At 48.7% G+C, this 19864-nt stretch carries 18 protein-coding genes and 1 pseudogene; 17 read left to right on the forward strand and 2 right to left on the reverse strand.

Annotated elements, in window-relative coordinates:
• Positions 1-179: 179 nt before the first annotated feature.
• Entirely contained in the window at positions 180-851 is a 672-nt protein-coding gene (locus ACEPSU_RS02855) for a hypothetical protein (RefSeq protein WP_395322745.1), read from the forward strand.
• Positions 852-945: 94 nt separating this feature from the next.
• Here the strand turns inward: ACEPSU_RS02855 and ACEPSU_RS02860 are convergent, their stop codons facing one another.
• Complete coding sequence (locus ACEPSU_RS02860) at positions 946-1662, reverse strand: sulfite exporter TauE/SafE family protein (RefSeq protein WP_395322746.1); 717 nt, start codon at positions 1660-1662, stop codon at positions 946-948.
• Positions 1663-1814: 152 nt separating this feature from the next.
• On the opposite strand from ACEPSU_RS02860, the gene ACEPSU_RS02865 reads away from it, so the two are divergent.
• The 3 genes from ACEPSU_RS02865 to ACEPSU_RS02875 are packed head-to-tail and all read left to right on the forward strand — an operon-like array spanning position 1815 to position 3659.
• Positions 1815-2186 carry a GntR family transcriptional regulator gene (locus tag ACEPSU_RS02865; protein ID WP_395322747.1) on the forward strand — a complete coding sequence of 124 codons (372 nt, stop codon included), beginning with the start codon at positions 1815-1817 and terminating at the stop codon, positions 2184-2186.
• The gene (locus ACEPSU_RS02870; protein WP_395322748.1) at positions 2183-2893 is read left to right on the forward strand and encodes an ATP-binding cassette domain-containing protein; all 711 of its coding nucleotides are present in this window, start codon (positions 2183-2185) and stop codon (positions 2891-2893) included. Before ACEPSU_RS02865 ends, ACEPSU_RS02870 begins: the two co-directional genes overlap by 4 nt.
• Complete coding sequence (locus ACEPSU_RS02875; RefSeq protein WP_395322749.1) at positions 2886-3659, forward strand: hypothetical protein; 774 nt, start codon at positions 2886-2888, stop codon at positions 3657-3659. The genes ACEPSU_RS02870 and ACEPSU_RS02875 overlap by 8 nt, the downstream gene beginning before the upstream one ends.
• Positions 3660-3744: 85 nt before the next feature.
• On the opposite strand, the gene ACEPSU_RS02880 is transcribed toward ACEPSU_RS02875, so the two are convergent.
• Positions 3745-4863 (reverse strand): ROK family transcriptional regulator, encoded by a 1119-nt coding sequence (locus tag ACEPSU_RS02880; protein WP_395322750.1) that lies wholly within the window; start codon positions 4861-4863, stop codon positions 3745-3747.
• Between the two features lie 384 nt (positions 4864-5247).
• On the opposite strand from ACEPSU_RS02880, the gene ACEPSU_RS02885 reads away from it, so the two are divergent.
• The 13 genes and pseudogenes from ACEPSU_RS02885 to ACEPSU_RS02945 all read left to right on the forward strand — a co-directional run bounded on the left by ACEPSU_RS02885 (position 5248) and on the right by ACEPSU_RS02945 (position 19640).
• Positions 5248-6654 carry a glycoside-pentoside-hexuronide (GPH):cation symporter gene (locus ACEPSU_RS02885; RefSeq protein WP_395322751.1) on the forward strand — a complete coding sequence of 469 codons (1407 nt, stop codon included), beginning with the start codon at positions 5248-5250 and terminating at the stop codon, positions 6652-6654.
• A 159-nt stretch (positions 6655-6813) separates the two neighbouring features.
• The gene (locus ACEPSU_RS02890) at positions 6814-7590 is read left to right on the forward strand and encodes an SDR family oxidoreductase (protein ID WP_020089347.1); all 777 of its coding nucleotides are present in this window, start codon (positions 6814-6816) and stop codon (positions 7588-7590) included.
• Positions 7591-7629: 39 nt separating this feature from the next.
• Entirely contained in the window at positions 7630-9171 is a 1542-nt protein-coding gene (locus ACEPSU_RS02895) for an FGGY-family carbohydrate kinase (protein WP_020089346.1), read from the forward strand.
• A 112-nt stretch (positions 9172-9283) separates the two neighbouring features.
• Positions 9284-10096: a Cof-type HAD-IIB family hydrolase gene (locus ACEPSU_RS02900; protein WP_395322752.1), complete on the forward strand. Its 813-nt coding sequence runs from the start codon at positions 9284-9286 to the stop codon at positions 10094-10096.
• A 436-nt stretch (positions 10097-10532) separates the two neighbouring features.
• A complete protein-coding gene (locus ACEPSU_RS02905) occupies positions 10533-11741 on the forward strand; it encodes an NAD(P) transhydrogenase subunit alpha (protein WP_395322753.1) in 1209 nt (402 codons plus the stop codon).
• A 2-nt stretch (positions 11742-11743) separates the two neighbouring features.
• Positions 11744-12058 carry an NAD(P) transhydrogenase subunit alpha gene (locus tag ACEPSU_RS02910; RefSeq protein ID WP_020089343.1) on the forward strand — a complete coding sequence of 105 codons (315 nt, stop codon included), beginning with the start codon at positions 11744-11746 and terminating at the stop codon, positions 12056-12058.
• Positions 12055-13473 (forward strand): NAD(P)(+) transhydrogenase (Re/Si-specific) subunit beta, encoded by a 1419-nt coding sequence (locus ACEPSU_RS02915; RefSeq protein WP_020089342.1) that lies wholly within the window; start codon positions 12055-12057, stop codon positions 13471-13473. Before ACEPSU_RS02910 ends, ACEPSU_RS02915 begins: the two co-directional genes overlap by 4 nt.
• A 643-nt stretch (positions 13474-14116) precedes the next feature.
• Positions 14117-14410 (forward strand): annotated as a pseudogene (locus ACEPSU_RS02920) (glyoxalase); the annotation flags it as partial.
• Between the two features lie 247 nt (positions 14411-14657).
• Positions 14658-15113: a MarR family winged helix-turn-helix transcriptional regulator gene (locus ACEPSU_RS02925; protein ID WP_395322754.1), complete on the forward strand. Its 456-nt coding sequence runs from the start codon at positions 14658-14660 to the stop codon at positions 15111-15113.
• Between the two features lie 11 nt (positions 15114-15124).
• Positions 15125-16852 carry an ABC transporter ATP-binding protein gene (locus ACEPSU_RS02930; RefSeq protein ID WP_395322755.1) on the forward strand — a complete coding sequence of 576 codons (1728 nt, stop codon included), beginning with the start codon at positions 15125-15127 and terminating at the stop codon, positions 16850-16852.
• Positions 16852-18636 carry an ABC transporter ATP-binding protein gene (locus ACEPSU_RS02935; protein WP_395322756.1) on the forward strand — a complete coding sequence of 595 codons (1785 nt, stop codon included), beginning with the start codon at positions 16852-16854 and terminating at the stop codon, positions 18634-18636. The genes ACEPSU_RS02930 and ACEPSU_RS02935 overlap by 1 nt, the downstream gene beginning before the upstream one ends.
• Before the next feature lie 81 nt (positions 18637-18717).
• A complete protein-coding gene (locus ACEPSU_RS02940) occupies positions 18718-18990 on the forward strand; it encodes a hypothetical protein (protein ID WP_395322757.1) in 273 nt (90 codons plus the stop codon).
• Positions 18991-19004: 14 nt separating this feature from the next.
• Positions 19005-19640, forward strand: coding sequence for a GNAT family N-acetyltransferase (locus tag ACEPSU_RS02945; RefSeq protein ID WP_395322758.1), 636 nt, complete (start codon positions 19005-19007; stop codon positions 19638-19640).
• The last annotated feature ends 224 nt before the right edge of the window (positions 19641-19864 follow it).

Here is a 19864-nt window from a genome sequence, read left to right on the forward strand (position 1 = left end):
TCTCCTTTGGCTATCAATGTGGGGTTAGTGAAGAGTTAGGATACTGCAAGGTTAGAATAGCACGCACCGACAGCGCTTACAACTGAGAGCCCGTTCGAGTTGTTACAGTATACTAATGGGTGTGCTATACTAACAAAATGTAAGCAATATACCGTGAAATCTTCAAGGAGGATGCCCGAATGTCACTGACGACCGCAAAGAATTATCTCTTATTAACTGAAAGAATTGGCAAGAAGCCGATGCTACGAACCCGTTTTACCACCCAAGCCTACCTGGTTTTAGCCACGTTACTGGATTTACGTGACCAGGATGTCCTGACCGTGACCGCGGGTGAAATGAAGATTGCTGACCAAGCTAAATTGGCGGCACTCCCGCAATACTTAGACGAGCTCAAGAGCCGGCTGCAAAATGATCTGCAACAGGATGCCCAGCTTAAGTCGGTGTTGAAAGTCGTCACGAGCTGGAACATTGTTAATGAAATCTATGACGGTATCGGTGGTGAGCTGGAGCGGGACGGCCGGGTGGAGAAGGTCGTCTTCCAGAATAATTTGAAACCGCACATCATCTATGAACCAACGGCGGTCAGCCGGACCCACGTCGCTGACGCTCTAGCTCAGAATGTCGACAGTCATCAACTGACGGCGGCGGATGTAAATCTGTGGTTGTTGTTGCTGCAGCAAAAGGCATTACCGTATCTCTTCAGTGATGAGGCGCGCCTGACCAAATTGACCGCCGAGTTTGATCGGCAGACGGTAACTGATACGGATGCTGCAACGACACAGGTATTGACCGAAACAGCTGGTGAGATCATTCAGATGAAGAAGTTTGAGATGGATGGTTGGTTAAGCTAAATAGGTTGTGGTAAAGATAAACGGTCACCTCAGTTTGCTGGGGTGACCGTTTGTTTTTAGTTTTAGAAAATCTCATATTCGTCTGGATTTCTCTTTAAAACAGCAAGTAATAAATTCCGCTTACCCCAATAAAGACGTAGATATACCGTTTCACGGTGCCGATATTCAGATGGTTCAGCAGGCGCGCGGCAATCACCGTTCCAATGATGGCGCCGACCATCCCGACCAGAATATAGGGAATCAGGCTGGTCGTTAGAATCCCGTTGAACACCCGCAGTGTGGTGATGTAGACGGTGTCAATCAAGAAAAAAGTTTGGATATTTCCAATATATTCACCGGTAGTGTTGGCGAGTGAGAGAAAGTACAGGGCCATCAGCGGGCCGCCGATGCCGAAGAGGCCGTTGAAGAAGCCTGAGATAATCATGAAGACACCGGCGATCAGCCACGGATAGGGCTTGGTCCCGGCTTTTTTATTAAATGTAAAGTAGAGGGACAGCGCAATCAGCAGGCCACCAAGAAGCATGCGTAGCAGGTGGACGTCGAGGACCCGGACGAGGTGAACCGACCAGGCCGCCACGCTGGCGTAGACCAGGAAAGGGATGATGATCCGCTTGATGTGAATATCGTGGCGGTAGCGCAGAACCAACGTTAGGACGCTGGCCACCATGATCAGCGAGGCCACACCGGCACTCTCCGCAATCGGTAGAATGCTGGGCAGAAAAATCATCATCATGATGGCTGCGCCGAAGCCGGTCAGGCCTTGAACCATGCCGGCGAGAAAACCGAATAAAATTATGAGTAGCCAGGTCATTGATCAAATCTCCTTAAAATTCACTTAGTCTCAGTGTGGGCGATTGCCGGGGAGATGTCAACGCGTGAACGAATTCAGGCATGAGGGTTGCCAGCTAATACGATTGATGTTATAGTGTAATAGTAAAATATAACACTAGGGAGGCGGCAGATATGCATTTCGATGATAAGATTCCGATTTATTATCAAATCAAGAATCATATTTACCACGAAATCATCACGGGTACACTGCAACCAGGGGAAAAGTTGCCGTCCGTTCGGCAATTGGCAGTAGACGTCACGGCCAATGTCAACACGGTTCAGCGGGCATTAAGTGAAATGATTGCGGCCGGAATCATTGAATCCAAACGCGGTAGGGGGAATTTTGTCACGATGGAAACGACAAAAATCACAGACTTAAAAACACAACTGGTGACGACGCAACTAGCGCATGTCTACCAGCAGCTACACGCCTTGAATCTCAGCGATGAAGAAATTTTAACGAGCGTGCAACAGTATATTGAACAAAGGGGGCAAAACAAATGACTGACAGTTTGGAAATTCAAAATGTGACCTATAAACGCGGGATGAAAACAATCTTGCACGATGCCAATTTGACGCTGGCTCCCGGAAAGATTGTTGGGCTACTTGGCGAAAATGGTGCCGGGAAGACGACCCTGATGCGCCTGATTACGGGGAGTGCTAAGGGCGCGGGCGTTATCACCGTGAGCGGTGAGAGTGCCGAGGCTGACCGAAAACGCAACGTCAGCTTCTCCGAACAGCTCCGCGGGTTCGCGGGTAACACGAAGTTGACCCGGATCGTTGATTTTTATGAAACGGTCTACGGTGACTTTGAAGCGGACCGTTTCACGGAGCTAGCGACATTCTTACAGATTGATACCAGCCTCAAGCTAGCGGCATTGTCCAAGGGGATGAAGGAAAAGTTAGTCATTGCCCTGACATTAGCACGGCGGACAAACCTCTATTTATTGGATGAACCCTTCAGCGGTATCGACAGCATGAGCCGTAAGAAGATTATCAACAGTATTATCCAGTGGAAACCGGAGAACGCGACGATGGTGATTAGTGACCACTACGTTTCTGAGATTGCACCGATTCTGGATGAAATCGTAGTTGTTAAGGATCAGACCATTTACGCGCACCGGCAGGCCGATGAGGTGCGGACGGAATTCCATATTGGGATTGAGGCTTACTATGAGAGCCTGTACGAGAGGGGTAATGACAATGACTAATTTTGGCAAATTATTTAAGGTGTTCAACCGTAGTAAGTTTTCGGCGGTTAACCAGTTAATGTTGATTGAGCTGGCGGCGATTGCAGTCAGCCTCATCTGGACGTTGGTTTCGGGTCACATGTCGCAGATGAACTTTCTGGGAGCTGTGAGCGGCTGGTCTGGCTTGGTCTACATCGTGGGATTTGTCCTGATTGCCCGGCAAGCCGAGATGGCTTTCACGCGGGACACGTACCGTTTGATTCCGGCTAAGAACGTCACTTTTTATGTGGCAAATTTAGCGTCTTCGCTGGTCATGTTCCTGTACCTAATCCTGTTACAAGTCGGCTTGCACTTGATTGGCCTCGCGGTTGCTTGGCGTAAAATCCGTAGTGAACTGGGGGGACTGACCATGAGTCACCCCTTGGACATCAGTGCCGGGGATATTACGCAAATTGGGTTGACCGTGACGTTGCTGGTGCTAACGGTCTTTGTCCTCGCGCTGACGACGGTCACGCTGATCCACTTGACAGTTAGTGCCACGAATAACTTCCTGCCAGCTGCGGGCAAGCGGGTCGTGGATGCTATCCTGTATATTGTGGTGATTCTACTGGTGATGCGCGTGGGTGTCTTCTTGTTCGCCCAGCTCAATCAGGTCATGACAACCCTTAACGTCCAAGGGCTGACGAACATGGTGATTCCACTGATTGGGATGCTGGTCGTGGCCGCATTAGAGTCCTTAATCAGCGTTTTCCTGATGAAGCGCTGGGTGGAGACGGTTGCGAACTAAACGTCTCATTTGAATCCGAAATAAAGTGAACACCGAAGAACCGTGCTTAAATTAGCACGGTTCCTCGGTGTTTTTGTGTGTTCATTTAGATGTTTTGTAAGAGTTCTTGAGTGGCTGGAATTGCTGCCCCAATAGCGACTGCGTGGTCAACGACGGTTCCGCGCTTCAGGTATCCTGGTGTTTCGGGAAAGACGGATAGTTTGCCCAATCGGTGTTTTAGAGCCGTGATATTGGCTTCGCTGAGGTACTTCGTTAACTCACCGGCAATGACGATAGGGAGGTCAACAAACATGTGGAGATTGTAGATGGCTTCCGACAAGTAATTGAGGTAGGTTTCGAAGCGTTGTTCAATCTGCTTATCGTGATGATGGAGGTCCGCAAAAAATGTACCGAGATCCTCGTTTGCTTGGAGCAGAGAACTGACGGAACAGTAGGTTTCAATGCAACCACGGCGGCCGCAGTAGCAGATGGGGCCATCGGTGGAGTTTAACGTGATGTGTTCCATCGTGCCGCTCCGACCGCTGGGGCTTTTGAAGACTTTTCCGTTAATAATGATGGCGGTCCCGATGTGCTCGCTGATCGACAGGAAAATACCATCGGTCGGCTGATTTGCGTATTCGGCCACGGCAACGCAGTCCGCGTCATGGTAGAAAGTCACTGGGAAGGGGAGGTACTGGCCGAAGTTATCGGTCTTCATCCCAGTGCAATCGAGAATCTTACCATAAAGAATCGTCGTACCATCGTTGGAAATCAGGCCTTGAATTCCGATTCCCACGCCGCTGATCTGAGTCAAACTGAAGCCCTTGGTTCGTAGAAAAGCCAGCAGTTGTTGGCTGAGTGCCTGGGCATACTGGTCGTCATTGGCAAAAGGAAGATTAGTCGTGTGAATGTCGAGAACCTCATTACGAAGATTCAAAACGGCAATCGTTGCGTAATTTCGAAAAATCTCGACACCGACGCTCAGGCTAACATTGGGGTCGATGGCGTAGGCGGTCGCGCGCCGCCCAATCAGTGATTTTAATTGGCCACTCTTAATGATCAGGTGTCGTTCGGTTAGTTTTTGGAGATTGGAGCTGACCGTGGGCAAGCTGAGATTCAATTGGTCCGCGATGTCCTGCTTGGAAAGCTTGTCATTGTCATACAGCAGATGGTAAATATTCGAGTAGTTGGAACGTTGAATGGATTGCATATTACTTGTGCGCATGGTGGGCTCCCTTCTGAATGATTGAATGACTTTAGTGTAGCACATTTAGACGAAATAGAAAGTGACTTGCCACAATTAAGTAAGCGCTACCAAAGAAATGCAGACAAGGCTCGTGATTAGTGGCTGGGATGGCTGTCGGCGAGGTTCCGAACTCAGGAAGATAGATAAGTGAAAATTTCACAGAGGCAAATTGATTTTACACAATCTGTAGTGGCAAAGTACTGTCTCAGTAGGAATGCTGGATACCGAACAGTATGTGAAATTGATATTTAAGTGTTCAACCGGTTGCTTATGAAAGCGATTGCAATTATACTAGTGCAGTAATAGATTTTATCAAATGGGTTTGTAAAATGATTTATACTAATTATTGGTGGGGTGTTGGAATTGAAAAAGTACCTGTCCTATGCTTTAGGAACGTTTGGTCATGACGCGTTCTATAATACGTTGAGCATCTATTTCATGATGTTTCTGACGAGTCAGCTATTTACGAATAGCGGCGACGAGAAGATGGTAGGAATCGTCACGATGCTGGTTGTGGTGATTCGAGTTGGTGAGATTATCTTTGATCCCATGATTGGTGGGGTAGTTGATAATACAAATACACGCTGGGGGAAGTTCCGACCGTGGATCATGATTGGGTCGGTCGTTGCCTCAGTAGGCTTGGTGTTCTTGTTCTCAGATTACTTTGGAATGGCTTGGAGTAGTCCCACAATATATTTGATCTTGATTGCGGTGACCTTCCTAGTCGTCGATGTTTTCTATTCATTTAGTGATATTGCACTGTGGTCGTTACTTCCCGCGGTTAGCCTGGATTCCAAGACGCGAACTAAATTCGGGACGGCCTCACGGATTGGGTCTACTTTGGGGGCACAAATTGTCATTGTGATTATTACGCCCGCGATTATGCTCTTTTCTCACTGGATTTCTAAGGTGCCATTTGGTCAGCAAACACGTGCAGGCTGGACGGGTTATGTATTGATTGTGGCTGTGTTGTGTACCGGTGGGGCGCTGATTACCTCACTGAACCTGAAGGAAGAACATAACGTGATTCGGTCCAACGTCAAGCACACCACGCTGTCCGATATCTTTCGGGCGATTGGCCGGAACAAGCAGTTGCTGTGGATTGCGGCGTCCTATTTCCTATTTGCGTTTAGCTATGTGGTTACCAATTCTCTACTGATGTACTATTTCCGCTATCGTTTGGGCAATGCTGGTGCATATACCTGGGTCGGTGTGATCACCTGTGTCTTGGGGGTTGTCTCAGTTGCCCTGTACCCCGCGCTGGAGGCTCTGATTCGGCGGAAGGCGATTTACATTGGTGGGATTGCCTTTATGTTGATTGGTTACATCTTGTTCTTGTTTGCCGGACAAAACTTGTTGCTGGTCTTACTGGCAGTGTCGTTTTACTTCTTCCCATATCCATTAATCTTCTTGGCGACGTTAATGACGATCACCGACAGTGTTGAGTATGGGCAACTGGTCAACGGTGTGCGGAATGAATCCGTGACGTTGTCAATTCGGCCATTGATCGACAAACTTGCCGGTGCGGCGTCTAACGGGATTGTCGGCATTGTTGCGGTGATGGTTGGGATGACGGGGAACGCTAAGCCTAGTGATATCTCGGCTAGCGGTGTCAGTCAATTCAACATGTTTATGTTCTATATTCCAATTGTGTTGTTAGTCATTGCTGCCCTTATTTTTTGGCTCAAAGTGACCCTGACCGAAGAAAAACACGCTGAAATTGTCCGTGAATTAAAGAAACGGCTAAAGTCACAACCTGCTGAAAGCTAGATATGACGGGGGCTAGCTGCAACGAGTAACCCAGAAAAATAAAAATATTTGAAAACGGTACCAAAAAGGATTGACTTCTAGAAATTTTGGGTTTATGCTTAATCGTGAATTAAAGAAAGTCGTTTTACAAAATACATTTATCTTTTAGGAGGAATTATCATGGGTATTTTAGATAAGATGCGTCTTGATGGTAAGAAAGCATACGTTACGGGTGGTGCTCAAGGCTTGGGTAAAGCCATGGCAACTGGATTAGCAGAAGCTGGTGCCGATGTCGCAATCGTTGATATCAACATCGCCAAGGCTCAACAAACAGCGCGCGAAATTGCGGAAGCAACTGGTCAAAAGGCTATTGCAATTAAGACCGACGTCACCGATCCTGAACAAGTTCAAAACATGATTGACACGGTTGTTAAGGAATTAGGTGGTTTGGATGCCGCCTTCAACAACGCCGGCATGTGCTTGAATGTACCAGCCGAAGAAATGACGTTTGAACAATGGCAAAAAGTTGTTAACTTAAACTTGAACGCTGTCTTCCTTTGCTCCACGGCTGCTGGTCGTTACATGTTGAAGCAAGGCTCAGGTTCAATCGTAAACACCGCCTCAATGTCAGCACACATTGTTAACCGGCCACAACCACAATGCTCTTACAACGCCACGAAGGCTGGGGTTATTCAATTATCCAAGTCATTAGCCATTGAATGGGCTAAGAAGGGTGTGCGGGTTAACACCATGAGTCCTGGTTACATGGGCACCGACTTGACCTTGAACTCACCTGACTTGAAGCCATTAATCAAGACTTGGAATGACTGGGCACCACTTGGTCGTTTAGGTAAGCCAGAAGAATTACAAGGGATGGCCGTATACTTGGCTAGCGATACCAGCAGCTTCTCCACTGGTTCCGATTACTTAGTTGATGGTGCCTTCACGGCATGGTAAACCGTCGCGATTAACGTTTGATCAAAGAGGGGAATAACGATGAAATACTTGATTGGTACTGATATTGGGACATCGGGGACGAAGAGTATCCTGATGGACACGAACGGCAAGTTAATTGCGCAGGACTTGGAGGAATACGATGTTCTAACACCGCGTCCACTCTGGGCTGAGCAGTGGCCAGATGTCTGGCTGAAGGGCGTTAAGGATTCCATCCGGGCGGTCGTTAATGAAAGCGGTGTCTCGCCGGATGATATCAACGGAATTGGTCTGAGTGGCCTGTATGGTGGCTCTGGTGTTCCTGTTGATGCTGACATGAATCCGGTACGGCCAGACCTGATTTGGATGGATCGGCGCGCTGCGGGTGAAACGGAATGGGTCAAGGAACATGTTGATCTGGACCGGTTATCCGAAATTACTGGTAACGACGTAGTTGACCCATACTACGGGTACACGAAGGTACTGTGGATCAAGAATCACGAACCAGAAAATTGGAAGAAGACGGCGATGTTCTTACCACCGAACAATTACGCGATCTACAAATTAACTGGTGAGGTTTCCATTGATTACTCAGCTGCTGGGAACATCGGTGGTTTCTACGATGTGAATACGGGCACTTGGTCTAAAGAAATGATGGACGCAATGGGTGTCCCGATGAACAAAATGCCACAGAAGTTCGTTGACGCGACCGAGATTGCGGGTCGGTTGACCGCGGACGTTGCCGCTGACTTGGGATTGAATGCCGGAACGCCGGTCATCGCCGGGGGTGTCGACGTTGGTGCTGCTAACATCGGAATGGGTGTCTTTGAACCCGGCCGGTACGTAGCTGCCATTGGATCATCCATGAATGCCGCACTTGTCAGTGAAAAACCAATCAAGGGTAAAGGACTCATCGTTTGGCCATATCCTTATAAATCACGGGAACTGGTTTATAACTTTAGTGGATCAGCCACAGCTGGGGCCATTACGAAGTGGTTCCGCGATAACTTTGGGGATGCTGAAGTTGCTGTTCACAATCAAGGTGGACCGAACGCCTACGTTACTCTGGGCGCGGAAGCTAAAGATGTGCCAGCTGGTAGTCGGGGATTAGTAGTTCTCCCATACTTCATGGGTGAACGGGCGCCTGTCTGGAATTCTGATGCAAAGGGCATGGTCTTCGGACTATCGTTAGTTCATACGAAGGCAGATCTGTTCCACGCCTTCCAAGAAGCGGTTTGCTACGCTTTACGGCACAGTATGGAAAGCACGGGCCGCGACTTGGGTGATTACATTGTGATTGCCGGTGGCGTGACGAACTCGCCAGACTGGGTTCAAATGTTTGCTGACGTGACGGGTTATGCCGTCCGGACACCTGTCGATGATGCGGAAGCTAACCTGGGTGATGTGATGTTGGCTGGTTTAGCAACGGACACCTTAACGGTTGATGAAGTTCAGAAGTGGCAAGTTCTGGGCGATAAGATTGAACCACGTGCTGAGCAGCATGCCACCTATAACGACTACTACAAGCTTTACCGAAAGCTCTATGATGACTTGGGCGATGATATGCACACCCTGTCGTTGATTTCCGGTATCGAGGAGTCTTAACACGTTAGACGATCGATTTCTGACGAGAGCAGGCTCGAGAGTAAACGTGAACGATTAAATGAGGAGTTCGGGAACTATTCTCGGACTCTTCATTCGATTGGGGGAAATGAAGATGTACCGAATGATAACGAGTGATCTAGATGAAACGTTGCTTCGAGCAGATGGCAGCATTTCAGCGGCAAACATTGCGGCAATCAAACGGGCCACTCAAATGGGAATCAAATTTGTACCGAATACGGGGCGTAGCTTTCTGAGCATCCAACCGCTCTTGCGACGTCTTGACCTGTGGAACCAGCCCAATCAGTATGTGATTTCATACAATGGCGGCGCAATCGTCGAAAATTGGGAAAATCACGTTCTGCTGAGCCGTGAACTGCCCTACGAGGTGGCTGCGGCGGTCTTTAAAGTTCTGCAGCAGTTCGACGTGGCAATTCACGTGTATACGTTGCGAGGACTCGCAATTTATCATCCTGTAGCGGCTGACTTGGCTTACCTGAAGACGCGCGGCGTATCGGCCACAACTATGCGTGGTGACTTTTCGCAGTTTCAATTGGGGCGAATCATGAAAGTAATTGCGATGAGTCCAAGCCTGGCAGTCCGACGTGCAGCAAAGGCGGCGGTAGAGCAACAGGTTACGCAGCCGGTGACGTGTACATTTTCATCGGATCGCTACATGGAAGTGAATTCCGTTGGTGTTGACAAGGGGCAGGCCACGTTAGCCCTAGGACAGCGCTTGGGCATTTCGCCAGCAGAAATTATGGGAATTGGGGACAATGCCAATGATCTGGCGATGCTTGAGCAAGTCGGGTGTGCAGTTGCCGTACAAAATGCCTCGGCAGAAGCTAAGAAAGTGGCTACGCATGTCACCACCGCAAACTTTGAATCTGGGGTAAGCGAGGCAATTGATCGCTGGGTTCTGAATTAGCAAGCGGGTGCGAATGAAAACCCGTGGTGATACAACTGAAAAGGTGACTCACAGAATAGAATGAAGGGTCATACCGGCTGAAAACCAGTGTGAAGGGTCGTTGACTGGATTTGTGGAAATGAGGCCACGCCAGTGTGCTTGGAACGGCTGGCAGAATGCTGGGGAACTAGACCAATAAGTTACATTTGAAAATAAGTCGTCAATTTTCCTTGTGAATGTTAAAACTTGTTATCAAATCCACTTAACTAATTGATTCGAAAATTCAGTGCGTAAATGGAAAAATGTTTTGTGATTTCATTGAACCATGGGAGCACTTACTGCCGCGTGGCACAAAGAATTGTCGCTTGTGCACAAATGGAGCTGAAAGCATTGTTTTGTGACCTGAAATGCTTTATAGTTAACTTGTGAACAGCTTATCAAAAAGGGGATGTGTTGAATGGCAATTACCATTTCGGTTTTAAAAGAAGCGCCTGGTGAAAACCGGGTCGCATTGTCACCGGACGTCGTACGTAAGCTCGTCAAGAATGACTACCAAGTACTGATTGAACAAGGTGCTGGGGAACGGTCCTTCTATCGGGATGCAGTCTACACTGAGGCCGGTGCCAAAGTCGTTGACCGCGCAGAAGCGATTACGCAAGCAACTGTAATCGCCACGATTGACCAACCAGATGATGCAACCATTGATCAGATGAAGGCTGGACAAGCACTGATTGGTTTGTTATCGCCATTGACGGATATTGACTTTGTTAAGAAGTTAGCCGCCAAGAAGATTACTGCATTAGCGTTTGAACTCTTGCCACGGACGGTCTCACGGGCCCAAACTATGGATGTTTTGAGTTCGCAAGCCAGTGTTGCTGGTTATAAGGTGGGCCTGATGGCCGCGGATCATTTCTCACGGTATTTTCCAATGATGATCACCGCCGCCGGGACTGCCAAGCCAGCTAAGGTGTTAGTCTTAGGGACCGGGGTTGCCGGACTACAGGCCATTGGGACCGCTAAACGGTTAGGGGCCATGGTTTCCGGTTACGATATTCGGCCAGCTTCACGGGGTGAAGTGGAATCGTTGGGGGCAACTTTCCTGACGACCTCCGTTTCTGCCACCGGTGAAGGGGGCTATGCTCGGCAATTGACCGAGGAAGAAACTGCACAACAACAAGCAGAATTGGAAGGATTCATCGCCCAAAACAACGTGATCATTACGACCGCGCAAGTGCCTGGGCGGCGGCCACCACTGCTGGTTACCCAGAAGTCCGTGGACGAAGCCAAGACCGGGACGTTATTTATGGATTTAGCCGCTAGTGACTTAGGCGGGAACGTTGCCGGATCAAAGCCGGGTGAAACGGTCACAACGCCAAATGGTGCTGAAATTGTGGGTGCTGGCGATATGGCTAGTCAATTACCAGCCTCCGCCTCTGACATGTATGCCAAGAACGTGCAAGCTGTCTTAAATGATGTAAACGAGGATGGCAAGCTGGTCTTTGACATTGATGATGAAGTGGTTGGTGAACTCTTGGCAACCTATGACGGTGAGATTATTAGTAACCGACTACGGTCTGTCATGGAACTGCCGGAACGTAAACCAGCAGAACCGGAAGAACCTGAAACGCCGGCTGAAGATCAAGACGACGCGAAAGGAGCTGATTAGTGATGAGTGAGGAATTATTTACGAATCTAGCAATTTTTGTTTTAAGTCTATTGGTTGGGTTTGAAGTTATGAGTAAAATTCCAGCTACCCTGCAAACCCCTATGATGTCCGGGGCCAACGCCATTCATGGTGTCGTTGTGGTTGGGGCCTTTGTCATTGCAGCCGAAGCCAATAGCTGGGTCTTCTACATCTTGGCATTCTTTGGTGCCGTATTTGCGGCAATCAACGTGGCGGGTGGTTATACCGTTACCGACCGGATGCTCGGGATGTTCGATCGTAAACCAAAAGCAAAATCAGAGGGGGATGATTCTAAATGAGTACCCTACAAACGATTGCCTCTTTAATTTACTTAATTTCCGCAGTGTGCTACGTCTTGGGTGTGCACATGATGCGTTCTCCTAAGACCGCCCGCAAAGGGAATGGGCTTTCCGCCATCGGTATGTTTATGGCCGTTATTATGATTATTATCGAAGTCGTGGCCGATGGTAAGATTACCGCTACTGGTTGGATTGTCCTCATCGCCGGCTTAGCAGTCGGAATCGCATACGGGGTCGTCAAGGCGCGCAAGGTGCCAATGACTGACGTGCCGCAACTGGTTAGTTTGTTCAACGCCGTGGGTGGTGGTGCCGCTGCCGTTATCGGGATCTTCGATTACCTGATGAAGGGTGACGGGGTCGCTTTAAGCCTCGCGTTCTCGATTCCTGTATTCCTTGATGTGATCATCGGGGGGATTACCTTCTCCGGGTCACTGATTGCGACTGGGAAGTTGTCTGGGAAAGTTCCCGGGAAACCGATTACCTTCCCTGGTGCCAAGATCCTCAACATCATCGTTGTCTTGGGGATGCTGGTCGCTGCCTGGTTCATGATTGCAACGCCAACTAATATCTGGTTCGTGATTCTCGGTTTAGCCATGGCACTGATCTTCGGGTTACTGATGACCTTGCCAATCGGTGGTGCCGATATGCCGGTTGTCGTTTCACTCTTGAACGCCTTTACCGGTTTGGCCGTTGCCTTTGCCGGGTTCGTTATCAATAACCAAGTCTTGATCATTGCTGGTGCCTTAGTTGGGGCTGCCGGGACGATCCTGACGCTGCAAATGGCCGAAGCAATGAACCGTTCCGTTGCCAATATCTTAGCCGGTGGCTTTGGGACTGGCGATAGTGACAGCGGTAGTGCTGGTCCGGATGTGCCAGTTGATGTTAAGGAAACTTCAGCTGATGACATTGGCCTGCAACTGGCCTATGCTCAGAACGTCATGATTGTTCCTGGGTATGGGTTAGCCGCAGCGCAAGCCCAACACGAAGTTGCTGAATTAGCTACAGTTCTGACGGAAAAGGGCATCAATGTCAACTACGCCATTCACCCGGTTGCCGGGCGGATGCCTGGGCACATGAACGTGCTGTTGGCTGATGTTAACGTCCCTTACGATCAGATGAAGCAGTTGGACGATGCTAACCCAATGTTTGAAAGCACCGACGTTTCCCTGGTTATCGGGGCCAACGACGTTACCAACCCACTGGCTCGTGAAAGTGGGAATGAGATTTCTGGGATGCCTATCCTGGATGTCGACAAGTCGAAGTCCGTGGTTGTCATCAAGCGATCAATGAGTACTGGGTACGCAGGTATCCAAAACCCACTATTCTCGCTGGATAATACGCAGATGTTCTTCTCTGATGCCAAGGTTGGGCTACAAGACATTGTGGCTGCAACGAAGCAATACTTGGACGATTAGTCTAAAAAGATGTAACAGAAAGGTTCGCGAAACGTGCCGATTGGCGGGGCGTTAGCGAACCTTTTTTGATGCCGGAAAACGGTGAGGGCTGACAGGGAAGCTTGTGATTTTCCCAGGAGAATCCGGCATGATATCGAACTGTGAATGAGTCGTTAATCAGAAGTATACGGGAGTGAAATGGGTAAAGCAAGGACAACTGAAACAGTCTGGAATACGTTAAAAAGGTTCATGATCAGTGCCATGATTGGCGTTAATCATGAACCTTTTGTGGGTAATGGTTAGTCTTGCTTACACTAGAGATCGATGAAGTTGAGAAAGGTCAACGTACAAAGTAGGAGACGTAGTTTGAGGGGGCAATCAAAATAAGCGCAAAAAAAAAGCCCCCATCAATCCTAGATGAGGGCACCAGTTGATCCATAGGATACATCTGGAATGTACAGAGCAACTGGACAGGCGTGGCCTGCATTACCTAGTGTACGCGATATCTGAGAGAATAGCCAGCTAAATTTGGAATTGGCAGCAAATTCTTTTCATGGTAGGATAGGCGTGATCAAATAAATCAGCGAGGTGACAGGGTATGCAGAAGATGCGGACAATGCTGTATGTCGATGATGTGGAACAGGTTGTGTAGTTCTGGCAGGATGAACTTGGTGCGGAAGTTATTGAGGTTAACGCCATGCCTGATGGTTCTAATAATGTTGTGGTGAATATTGCGCCCAACGTGGAGTTGTCCTTCTTTGCAAAGTCGTTTATTCGGCGGTATTCGCCAGAGGTCTTAGGGAACACACCATCCTTAATGCTCTATAGTAAGGATTTTAAGGCGCTACATGACCGATTGGCAACTGCGGGTGAAATTGTGGAGAATGCTGGAACTGCGACCTTTAATTTCAGAGATCCCGAAGGTAACTACTTCGTGATTGCCCAAGCTAAATCATAAATTTAAGCAAACGATGCGGAAAACGCATCGTTTTTTTTTGATATTTTGGAACAGACAGATCCGAAGACGTCAGAGTGGCTCCCCGACTTGCTGGCGCATGGACGATGAACTGGGAGTGTAGGGTAGGGGGAATCGGTTGAAGGACAGGAGAAGCCTAAAATTCTAAAGGAGAGCTTGCAATTAGTCTGATTTCAGACTATAATAGCTTTTAAAATAGTCCGAAAACAGACTAAAAGGAGCCTGAATAATGAGTCTAGATATGCAGATTGCGAATGTAAACCAATTATCCAATGATGTGGATGGCATCTACCATGAAATCGCCCAACATTTCGAGTTAACGGATAACATCTATTGGGTTTTCTATATCTTATATGATAGTGATGAGGCAATGACACAGTCCGACCTCAGCCGTGAGTGGACGTTTTCCAAGAAGACAGTCAATTCCTCGATAACTGCGATGACTAAGAGCGGCTGGATCACTTTAGAGTTATTGCCGAATTCGCGTAAGTTCAAGGCAATCTGTCTCACCTCGACCGGGCAACAATTGTGCCAACGCGTCGGGAACCTGACGCGGCAGATTGAGCAGGGGGCTTATGCGCGATTGAGTGCTAAAGAACTTGACCAATTTCTACAATTGTTCAAACGGCTAAACGATGGCTTTCGGGAGTCGACTGATACATTACTAGCAGCAGATGATAAGTAGGAGGAACGTTGATGCTCAAACTGATGGCTTACCTTAGCCCCTATCGCAAACGGATCGTGGCAATGCTTGTGTTGCTGTTTGGTCAAACCTTAGGCACCTTGTACTTGCCGACTTTAACGGCGTCTATTGTGAACGATGGAATCGTCAAGGGCAATATCAATGCGGTCTGGTCTGGCGGCGCGTGGATGCTTGGTGTTGCGGTCATCACCGCAGCGGCGGCAATCTACGGAACGTGGCTAGCGACAACCGTTTCGGCTGGATTTGGGCGTGATGTTCGTGGCGCGCTATTTCGACACGTACAAAGTTTTTCTACGAATAACTTCAATCAGTTTGGGACTGCTTCGCTGATCACGCGTAACACTAATGACGTGACGCAAGTGCAACAGGCCTTCATGATTATTGTGTCGATGCTGTTACCAGCGCCGTTCATGACGGTTTCCGGACTAGTCTTGGCCTTCTCCAAGAACCGACTGTTGGCGTTGATGTTATTGGCATTTATGGTTGCAATCCTGACGGCGATGGCGCTAGTGGCAAAACGGATCGTGCCAATCTTTGAAAAATTACAAGTGCAGCTTGATGCGATCAACCGTGTCGTGCGTGAGCGGTTGATCGGGGTCCGTGTAATTCGCGCGTTCAACCGTACGGATGCCGAAGCTAAGCGTACTAATAAGACATTCGCGCAATATGCAGGTACCGCAATCAAGGCAAATAAGATCTTTGCAGTATTACTGCCCCTAGTGATGCTGGCGATGAACCTGTGTACACTGTTGTTCGTTTGGTTCGGAGGTCAGCAAGTGGTTAGTGGCGCTATGGCGATTGGTGACATTATGGCAATGATCGAGTATGCGGTACTGACGCTGATGTATCTGGTGATGGGGATTGCAGTGTTCATGTTTATCCCGCGGGCTCAGACCTGTGCTAGGCGTATTCATGCAGTATTAGCGGTGCAGCCGGAGTTACAAGCGCATGTGCAAACGCCACAATTATCTTCACGGGATGCTGTGGTTGTTTTCGATCACGTAACCTTCAGTTATGAAGGCGCCCAACAACCAGTACTTGAAGATATCAGCTTCCAGCTCCATCGTGGGCAAACAACGGCAATCGTTGGGAGTACTGGCGCCGGTAAATCAACAATTGCCAACTTGTTGATGCGCTTCTATGATGCGCAGGCTGGGCAAATTACCGCTTTTGGACAGGATGTGCGTGCTTATCCACTGGCTAAGTTACGCGCTAAGATTGGCTATGTGCCGCAAAAGGCATTTTTATTCAGTGGGACGATTGCGTCAAACTTTCGTCACGGTGATGCCCAAGCATCGTCAGTGGCGATGCATAACGCCGCGGCGGTGGCACAGATTGATGATTTCATCCAAGACTTACCAGCGGGACTTGAGGCACCGGTAGATAAAGGTGGTGCCAACTTCTCTGGTGGGCAGAAGCAACGCTTGGCAATCGCGCGGGCGCTAGTGAAGCATCCGTCACTCTATGTCTTTGATGACAGTTTCTCGGCGCTGGATTTCAAGACCGATGCTAACTTGCGACGGGCCTTGAAAGGTACGGTAACCGATGCAGCGGTGCTGATTATCGCCCAGCGACTCAGTACAATTGTGGACGCCGACCAGATCATCGTGCTCGATGATGGCAAGATTGCGGGTACCGGGACCCACGAAGAGTTGTTACGGTCTTGCTCTGTTTACCAGCAAATTGCTAAGTCTCAATTCAGCGAGGAGGAGCTGGCTTAATGACAAATCCCATGAATACGGCGACAACCCGTCGCTTCTTAAAAGATCTCATGTTTCAAAAATGGCCGTTGCTAGTCGTAATTGTTTGTTTGATCATCGCTACCGGCTGTTCATTGGCTGCGCCGCTGTTGATTGGACAAGCTATCGACCACATCACGACTGGTATGGCGCACGCGGTGGCAACGAAGACGACGTTTGCCATTAATATGACCACGATGGGTGCAATCGCTCTGGCCTTGTTAGGGGTGTATCTGTTCTCCGCACTGTTCAATTATTTGTCTCAAGGTGTGTTGGCCAGTGTTGCTCAGAAGATGACCTTGATGTTACGGCGACGGATTAGTACCAAACTAAATCGTTTGCCGCTACAGTATTATGACCAACACCAGACCGGCGATATTCTCAGCCGGGTCACTAGTGATCTGGAGAGAATTGCCGATACCTTGCAAGAAGGACTGGTTCAGCTGTTCACTGCAACTATCACGATTATTGGGGCCTTTGTGTTAATGTTTCTGATTAGCCCGTTGCTGACACTGATTGCTTTAGTCAGCATCATCGCAAGTGTTGTTGTCGCGGCAATCGTTTCTGAGCGGACTAACCGCTATTATGCAGCTAACCAAAAAGCACTGGGGCAGTTGAATGCCAGCATCGAAGAGGCCTTTACTGGCGATCAAGTGATCAAGTCATTTAACTTGCAGCCGGAAATGATTGCAACTAACGAGGCGCTAAACGACAAGTTGCGTCAAACGTCAATCAAGGCGGAATTCGTGACCTATGCGATTAACCCATTGATTCGTTTGTTAGGGACGATGGGTTACGTGGTTATTGCGGTACGTGGTGCATTCTCCGTTATTAGCGGAACTATTACCATCGGGGATGTGCAGGCGTTATTCCAATACGTTAACCAAGTTTCTGAGCCGGTGACGGAACTGGCGTATACCTTGAATGCGTTGCAAGGGGCAGTAGCCTCGGCAGCTCGGGTGTATGAAATTGAAGACGCCATCGAAGAGCGGCCAGATGCACAACCGGTACCGGCATTGACCGCACCGCGTGGCCATGTACGCTTTGAACATGTTCATTTTGGTTATGTACCAGACGAGCCATTAATGCAGGATATCAATATTGACGTGGCACCGGGTAGCAAGGTTGCTGTGGTTGGACCAACTGGTGCAGGTAAAACGACCCTAATCAACCTGCTGATGCGTTTCTATGAATTGCAAGGCGGTAAGATTACGATTGACGGCGTTGACATCGCCTCAATGCGGCGCGCGGATTTACGTAGTCTATTTGGGATGGTGTTACAAGATACCTGGCTGTTCAACGGCACAGTTGCTGAAAATATTGCTTATGGCCGCCCCGATGCGACGCTTGAGCAGATTCAAGCCGCAGCGCGGGCATCGCGCGTCACTCATTTGATTGACACGCTACCACAGGGCTACGATACGGTACTCTCGGGTGAAAAGGAAGTCGTCTCCGTGGGACAGAAGCAGTTGTTAACGATTGCCCGTACCATTCTGTGCGATCCGGCCATCCTGATTTTGGATGAAGCAACATCGAGCGTCGACACACGTACCGAAGAAGCGATTCAAAAGGCAATGGACGCCCTGATGAAAGGTCGGACTAGCTTCGTGATTGCGCATCGACTATCGACAATCAAGGATGCCGATCAAATATTAGTGATGGATCACGGCACAATCATCGAGCACGGCACTCACGAGTCATTGTTGGCCGCCGATGGTTTCTATGCAGCGCTATATCGTAGCCAGTTTGCAACTAAAGTAGCGTGAGCAGTGCGACACGTAGGGAGGAATCTTCTGGTGATATCCAAAAAATTGGTGAGATCTATTCAAGTTTTGGAGATTGGATTCATGATTGTTTTTGGCATGATGACGATGCATCCCGACTATTTCTCCGGTATAGCGAAGGTACAGAGATTGATGATGCACGTGAGTTGGTTGCCACTGCTGTTGTTCGTTACGGTACAGGTCATTCAAAATGTATTTCCGATCATTCCTGGTGGTTCCGCGATGAGGGCGTTAAAGAAATTTGTCTGGATTGTCATCTTAGGTAAATCCTGGACAGCCTTAGCTTACAGTATAGGAATGAATGAAGTCTTTACGGTATTTGTGCATGGACTATGAGCTAGGAGGAAATTATGCTTGAAATTCGTCCGATGGTGGCAGACGATTTGCCACAAATCAAAACTTTGATTCGAACAGCTTGGGCTGACTCCGAAGAGGATAATCAGGCGGTCGTCGATGCTGAGACCTTTATTTATTTAAATCCAGCGATGCACGATAGTACCTTTGGCCGCGTTGCTGTTGAAGGGACAAAGGTGGTTGGCGTCGTATTTTGTACACACCAAGATGAGACGCCGGCGTTTCGTAGACTGCAAAGCGACGGCGCCCAAGAGACGTTATCGTTGTTGCGAGCGGGACAGCATGATTTGCAATGGGTGTTGAACGACTTGCGCCAGTGGGAAGCGGTATATGCCGAGCTGACGGCTGGGCGCGATGGCCGTTATCAAGCGAGGATTGAACTGCTGTGTGTTGATCCGCAGTGGCAGCGGCGCTATATCGCGACAGCGTTGCTTGGCGAAGTTATGGCGTATTGCTTGAAGCATTCGACGGCGTACTTGGCTGTGTTGGCGCAAACGCCGGCTGAAGTTGCCTTTTTCAAGGAAGTTGGGTTCACGGCATGTGACCGATCGCGCGTTGCCACGGATACGCTGTCACTTCCGACAGTTTACCTTTGTGAGAAGGCTGTGCTGCCAATTATGCATGGAGAATAACTAATTCGGTTCTAAAATATCCGTTGTTGGTAATCAAACTATTTGATTATTGGCAACGGATTTTTGCCGTCATAGTCAAGGAATTCAAGCGAATCGACCCGGGGACAGGTTATTTTAGGAACATCGGCTTGGCATGATTAGGGATTCATCTAGCAGGTGTTCATGGTAGGTTGGAGAGCAGAAGTTTAAAAATAATTTAGTTGCGATGAACGTTGCTGTTATAG

Source organism: Levilactobacillus parabrevis, from assembly GCF_044051715.1.
GTDB lineage: Bacteria > Bacillota > Bacilli > Lactobacillales > Lactobacillaceae > Levilactobacillus > Levilactobacillus parabrevis.

Bases quoted from the DNA above. Each gene is read 5' to 3' on its own strand.
- ACEPSU_RS02860 (WP_395322746.1), bottom strand. From the start codon at position 1,662: ATGACCTGGCTACTCATAATTTTATTCGGTTTTCTCGCCGGCATGGTT.
- ACEPSU_RS02875 (WP_395322749.1), top strand. From the start codon at position 2,886: ATGACTAATTTTGGCAAATTATTTAAGGTGTTCAACCGTAGTAAGTTT.
- ACEPSU_RS02935 (WP_395322756.1), top strand. From the start codon at position 16,852: ATGACAAATCCCATGAATACGGCGACAACCCGTCGCTTCTTAAAAGAT.
- ACEPSU_RS02870 (WP_395322748.1), top strand. From the start codon at position 2,183: ATGACTGACAGTTTGGAAATTCAAAATGTGACCTATAAACGCGGGATG.
- ACEPSU_RS02855 (WP_395322745.1), top strand. From the start codon at position 180: ATGTCACTGACGACCGCAAAGAATTATCTCTTATTAACTGAAAGAATT.
- ACEPSU_RS02945 (WP_395322758.1), top strand. From the start codon at position 19,005: ATGCTTGAAATTCGTCCGATGGTGGCAGACGATTTGCCACAAATCAAA.
- ACEPSU_RS02940 (WP_395322757.1), top strand. From the start codon at position 18,718: ATGATTGTTTTTGGCATGATGACGATGCATCCCGACTATTTCTCCGGT.
- ACEPSU_RS02925 (WP_395322754.1), top strand. From the start codon at position 14,658: ATGAGTCTAGATATGCAGATTGCGAATGTAAACCAATTATCCAATGAT.
- ACEPSU_RS02890 (WP_020089347.1), top strand. From the start codon at position 6,814: ATGGGTATTTTAGATAAGATGCGTCTTGATGGTAAGAAAGCATACGTT.
- ACEPSU_RS02880 (WP_395322750.1), bottom strand. From the start codon at position 4,863: ATGCGCACAAGTAATATGCAATCCATTCAACGTTCCAACTACTCGAAT.
- ACEPSU_RS02905 (WP_395322753.1), top strand. From the start codon at position 10,533: ATGGCAATTACCATTTCGGTTTTAAAAGAAGCGCCTGGTGAAAACCGG.
- ACEPSU_RS02915 (WP_020089342.1), top strand. From the start codon at position 12,055: ATGAGTACCCTACAAACGATTGCCTCTTTAATTTACTTAATTTCCGCA.
- ACEPSU_RS02900 (WP_395322752.1), top strand. From the start codon at position 9,284: ATGTACCGAATGATAACGAGTGATCTAGATGAAACGTTGCTTCGAGCA.
- ACEPSU_RS02865 (WP_395322747.1), top strand. From the start codon at position 1,815: ATGCATTTCGATGATAAGATTCCGATTTATTATCAAATCAAGAATCAT.
- ACEPSU_RS02910 (WP_020089343.1), top strand. From the start codon at position 11,744: ATGAGTGAGGAATTATTTACGAATCTAGCAATTTTTGTTTTAAGTCTA.
- ACEPSU_RS02895 (WP_020089346.1), top strand. From the start codon at position 7,630: ATGAAATACTTGATTGGTACTGATATTGGGACATCGGGGACGAAGAGT.
- ACEPSU_RS02930 (WP_395322755.1), top strand. From the start codon at position 15,125: ATGCTCAAACTGATGGCTTACCTTAGCCCCTATCGCAAACGGATCGTG.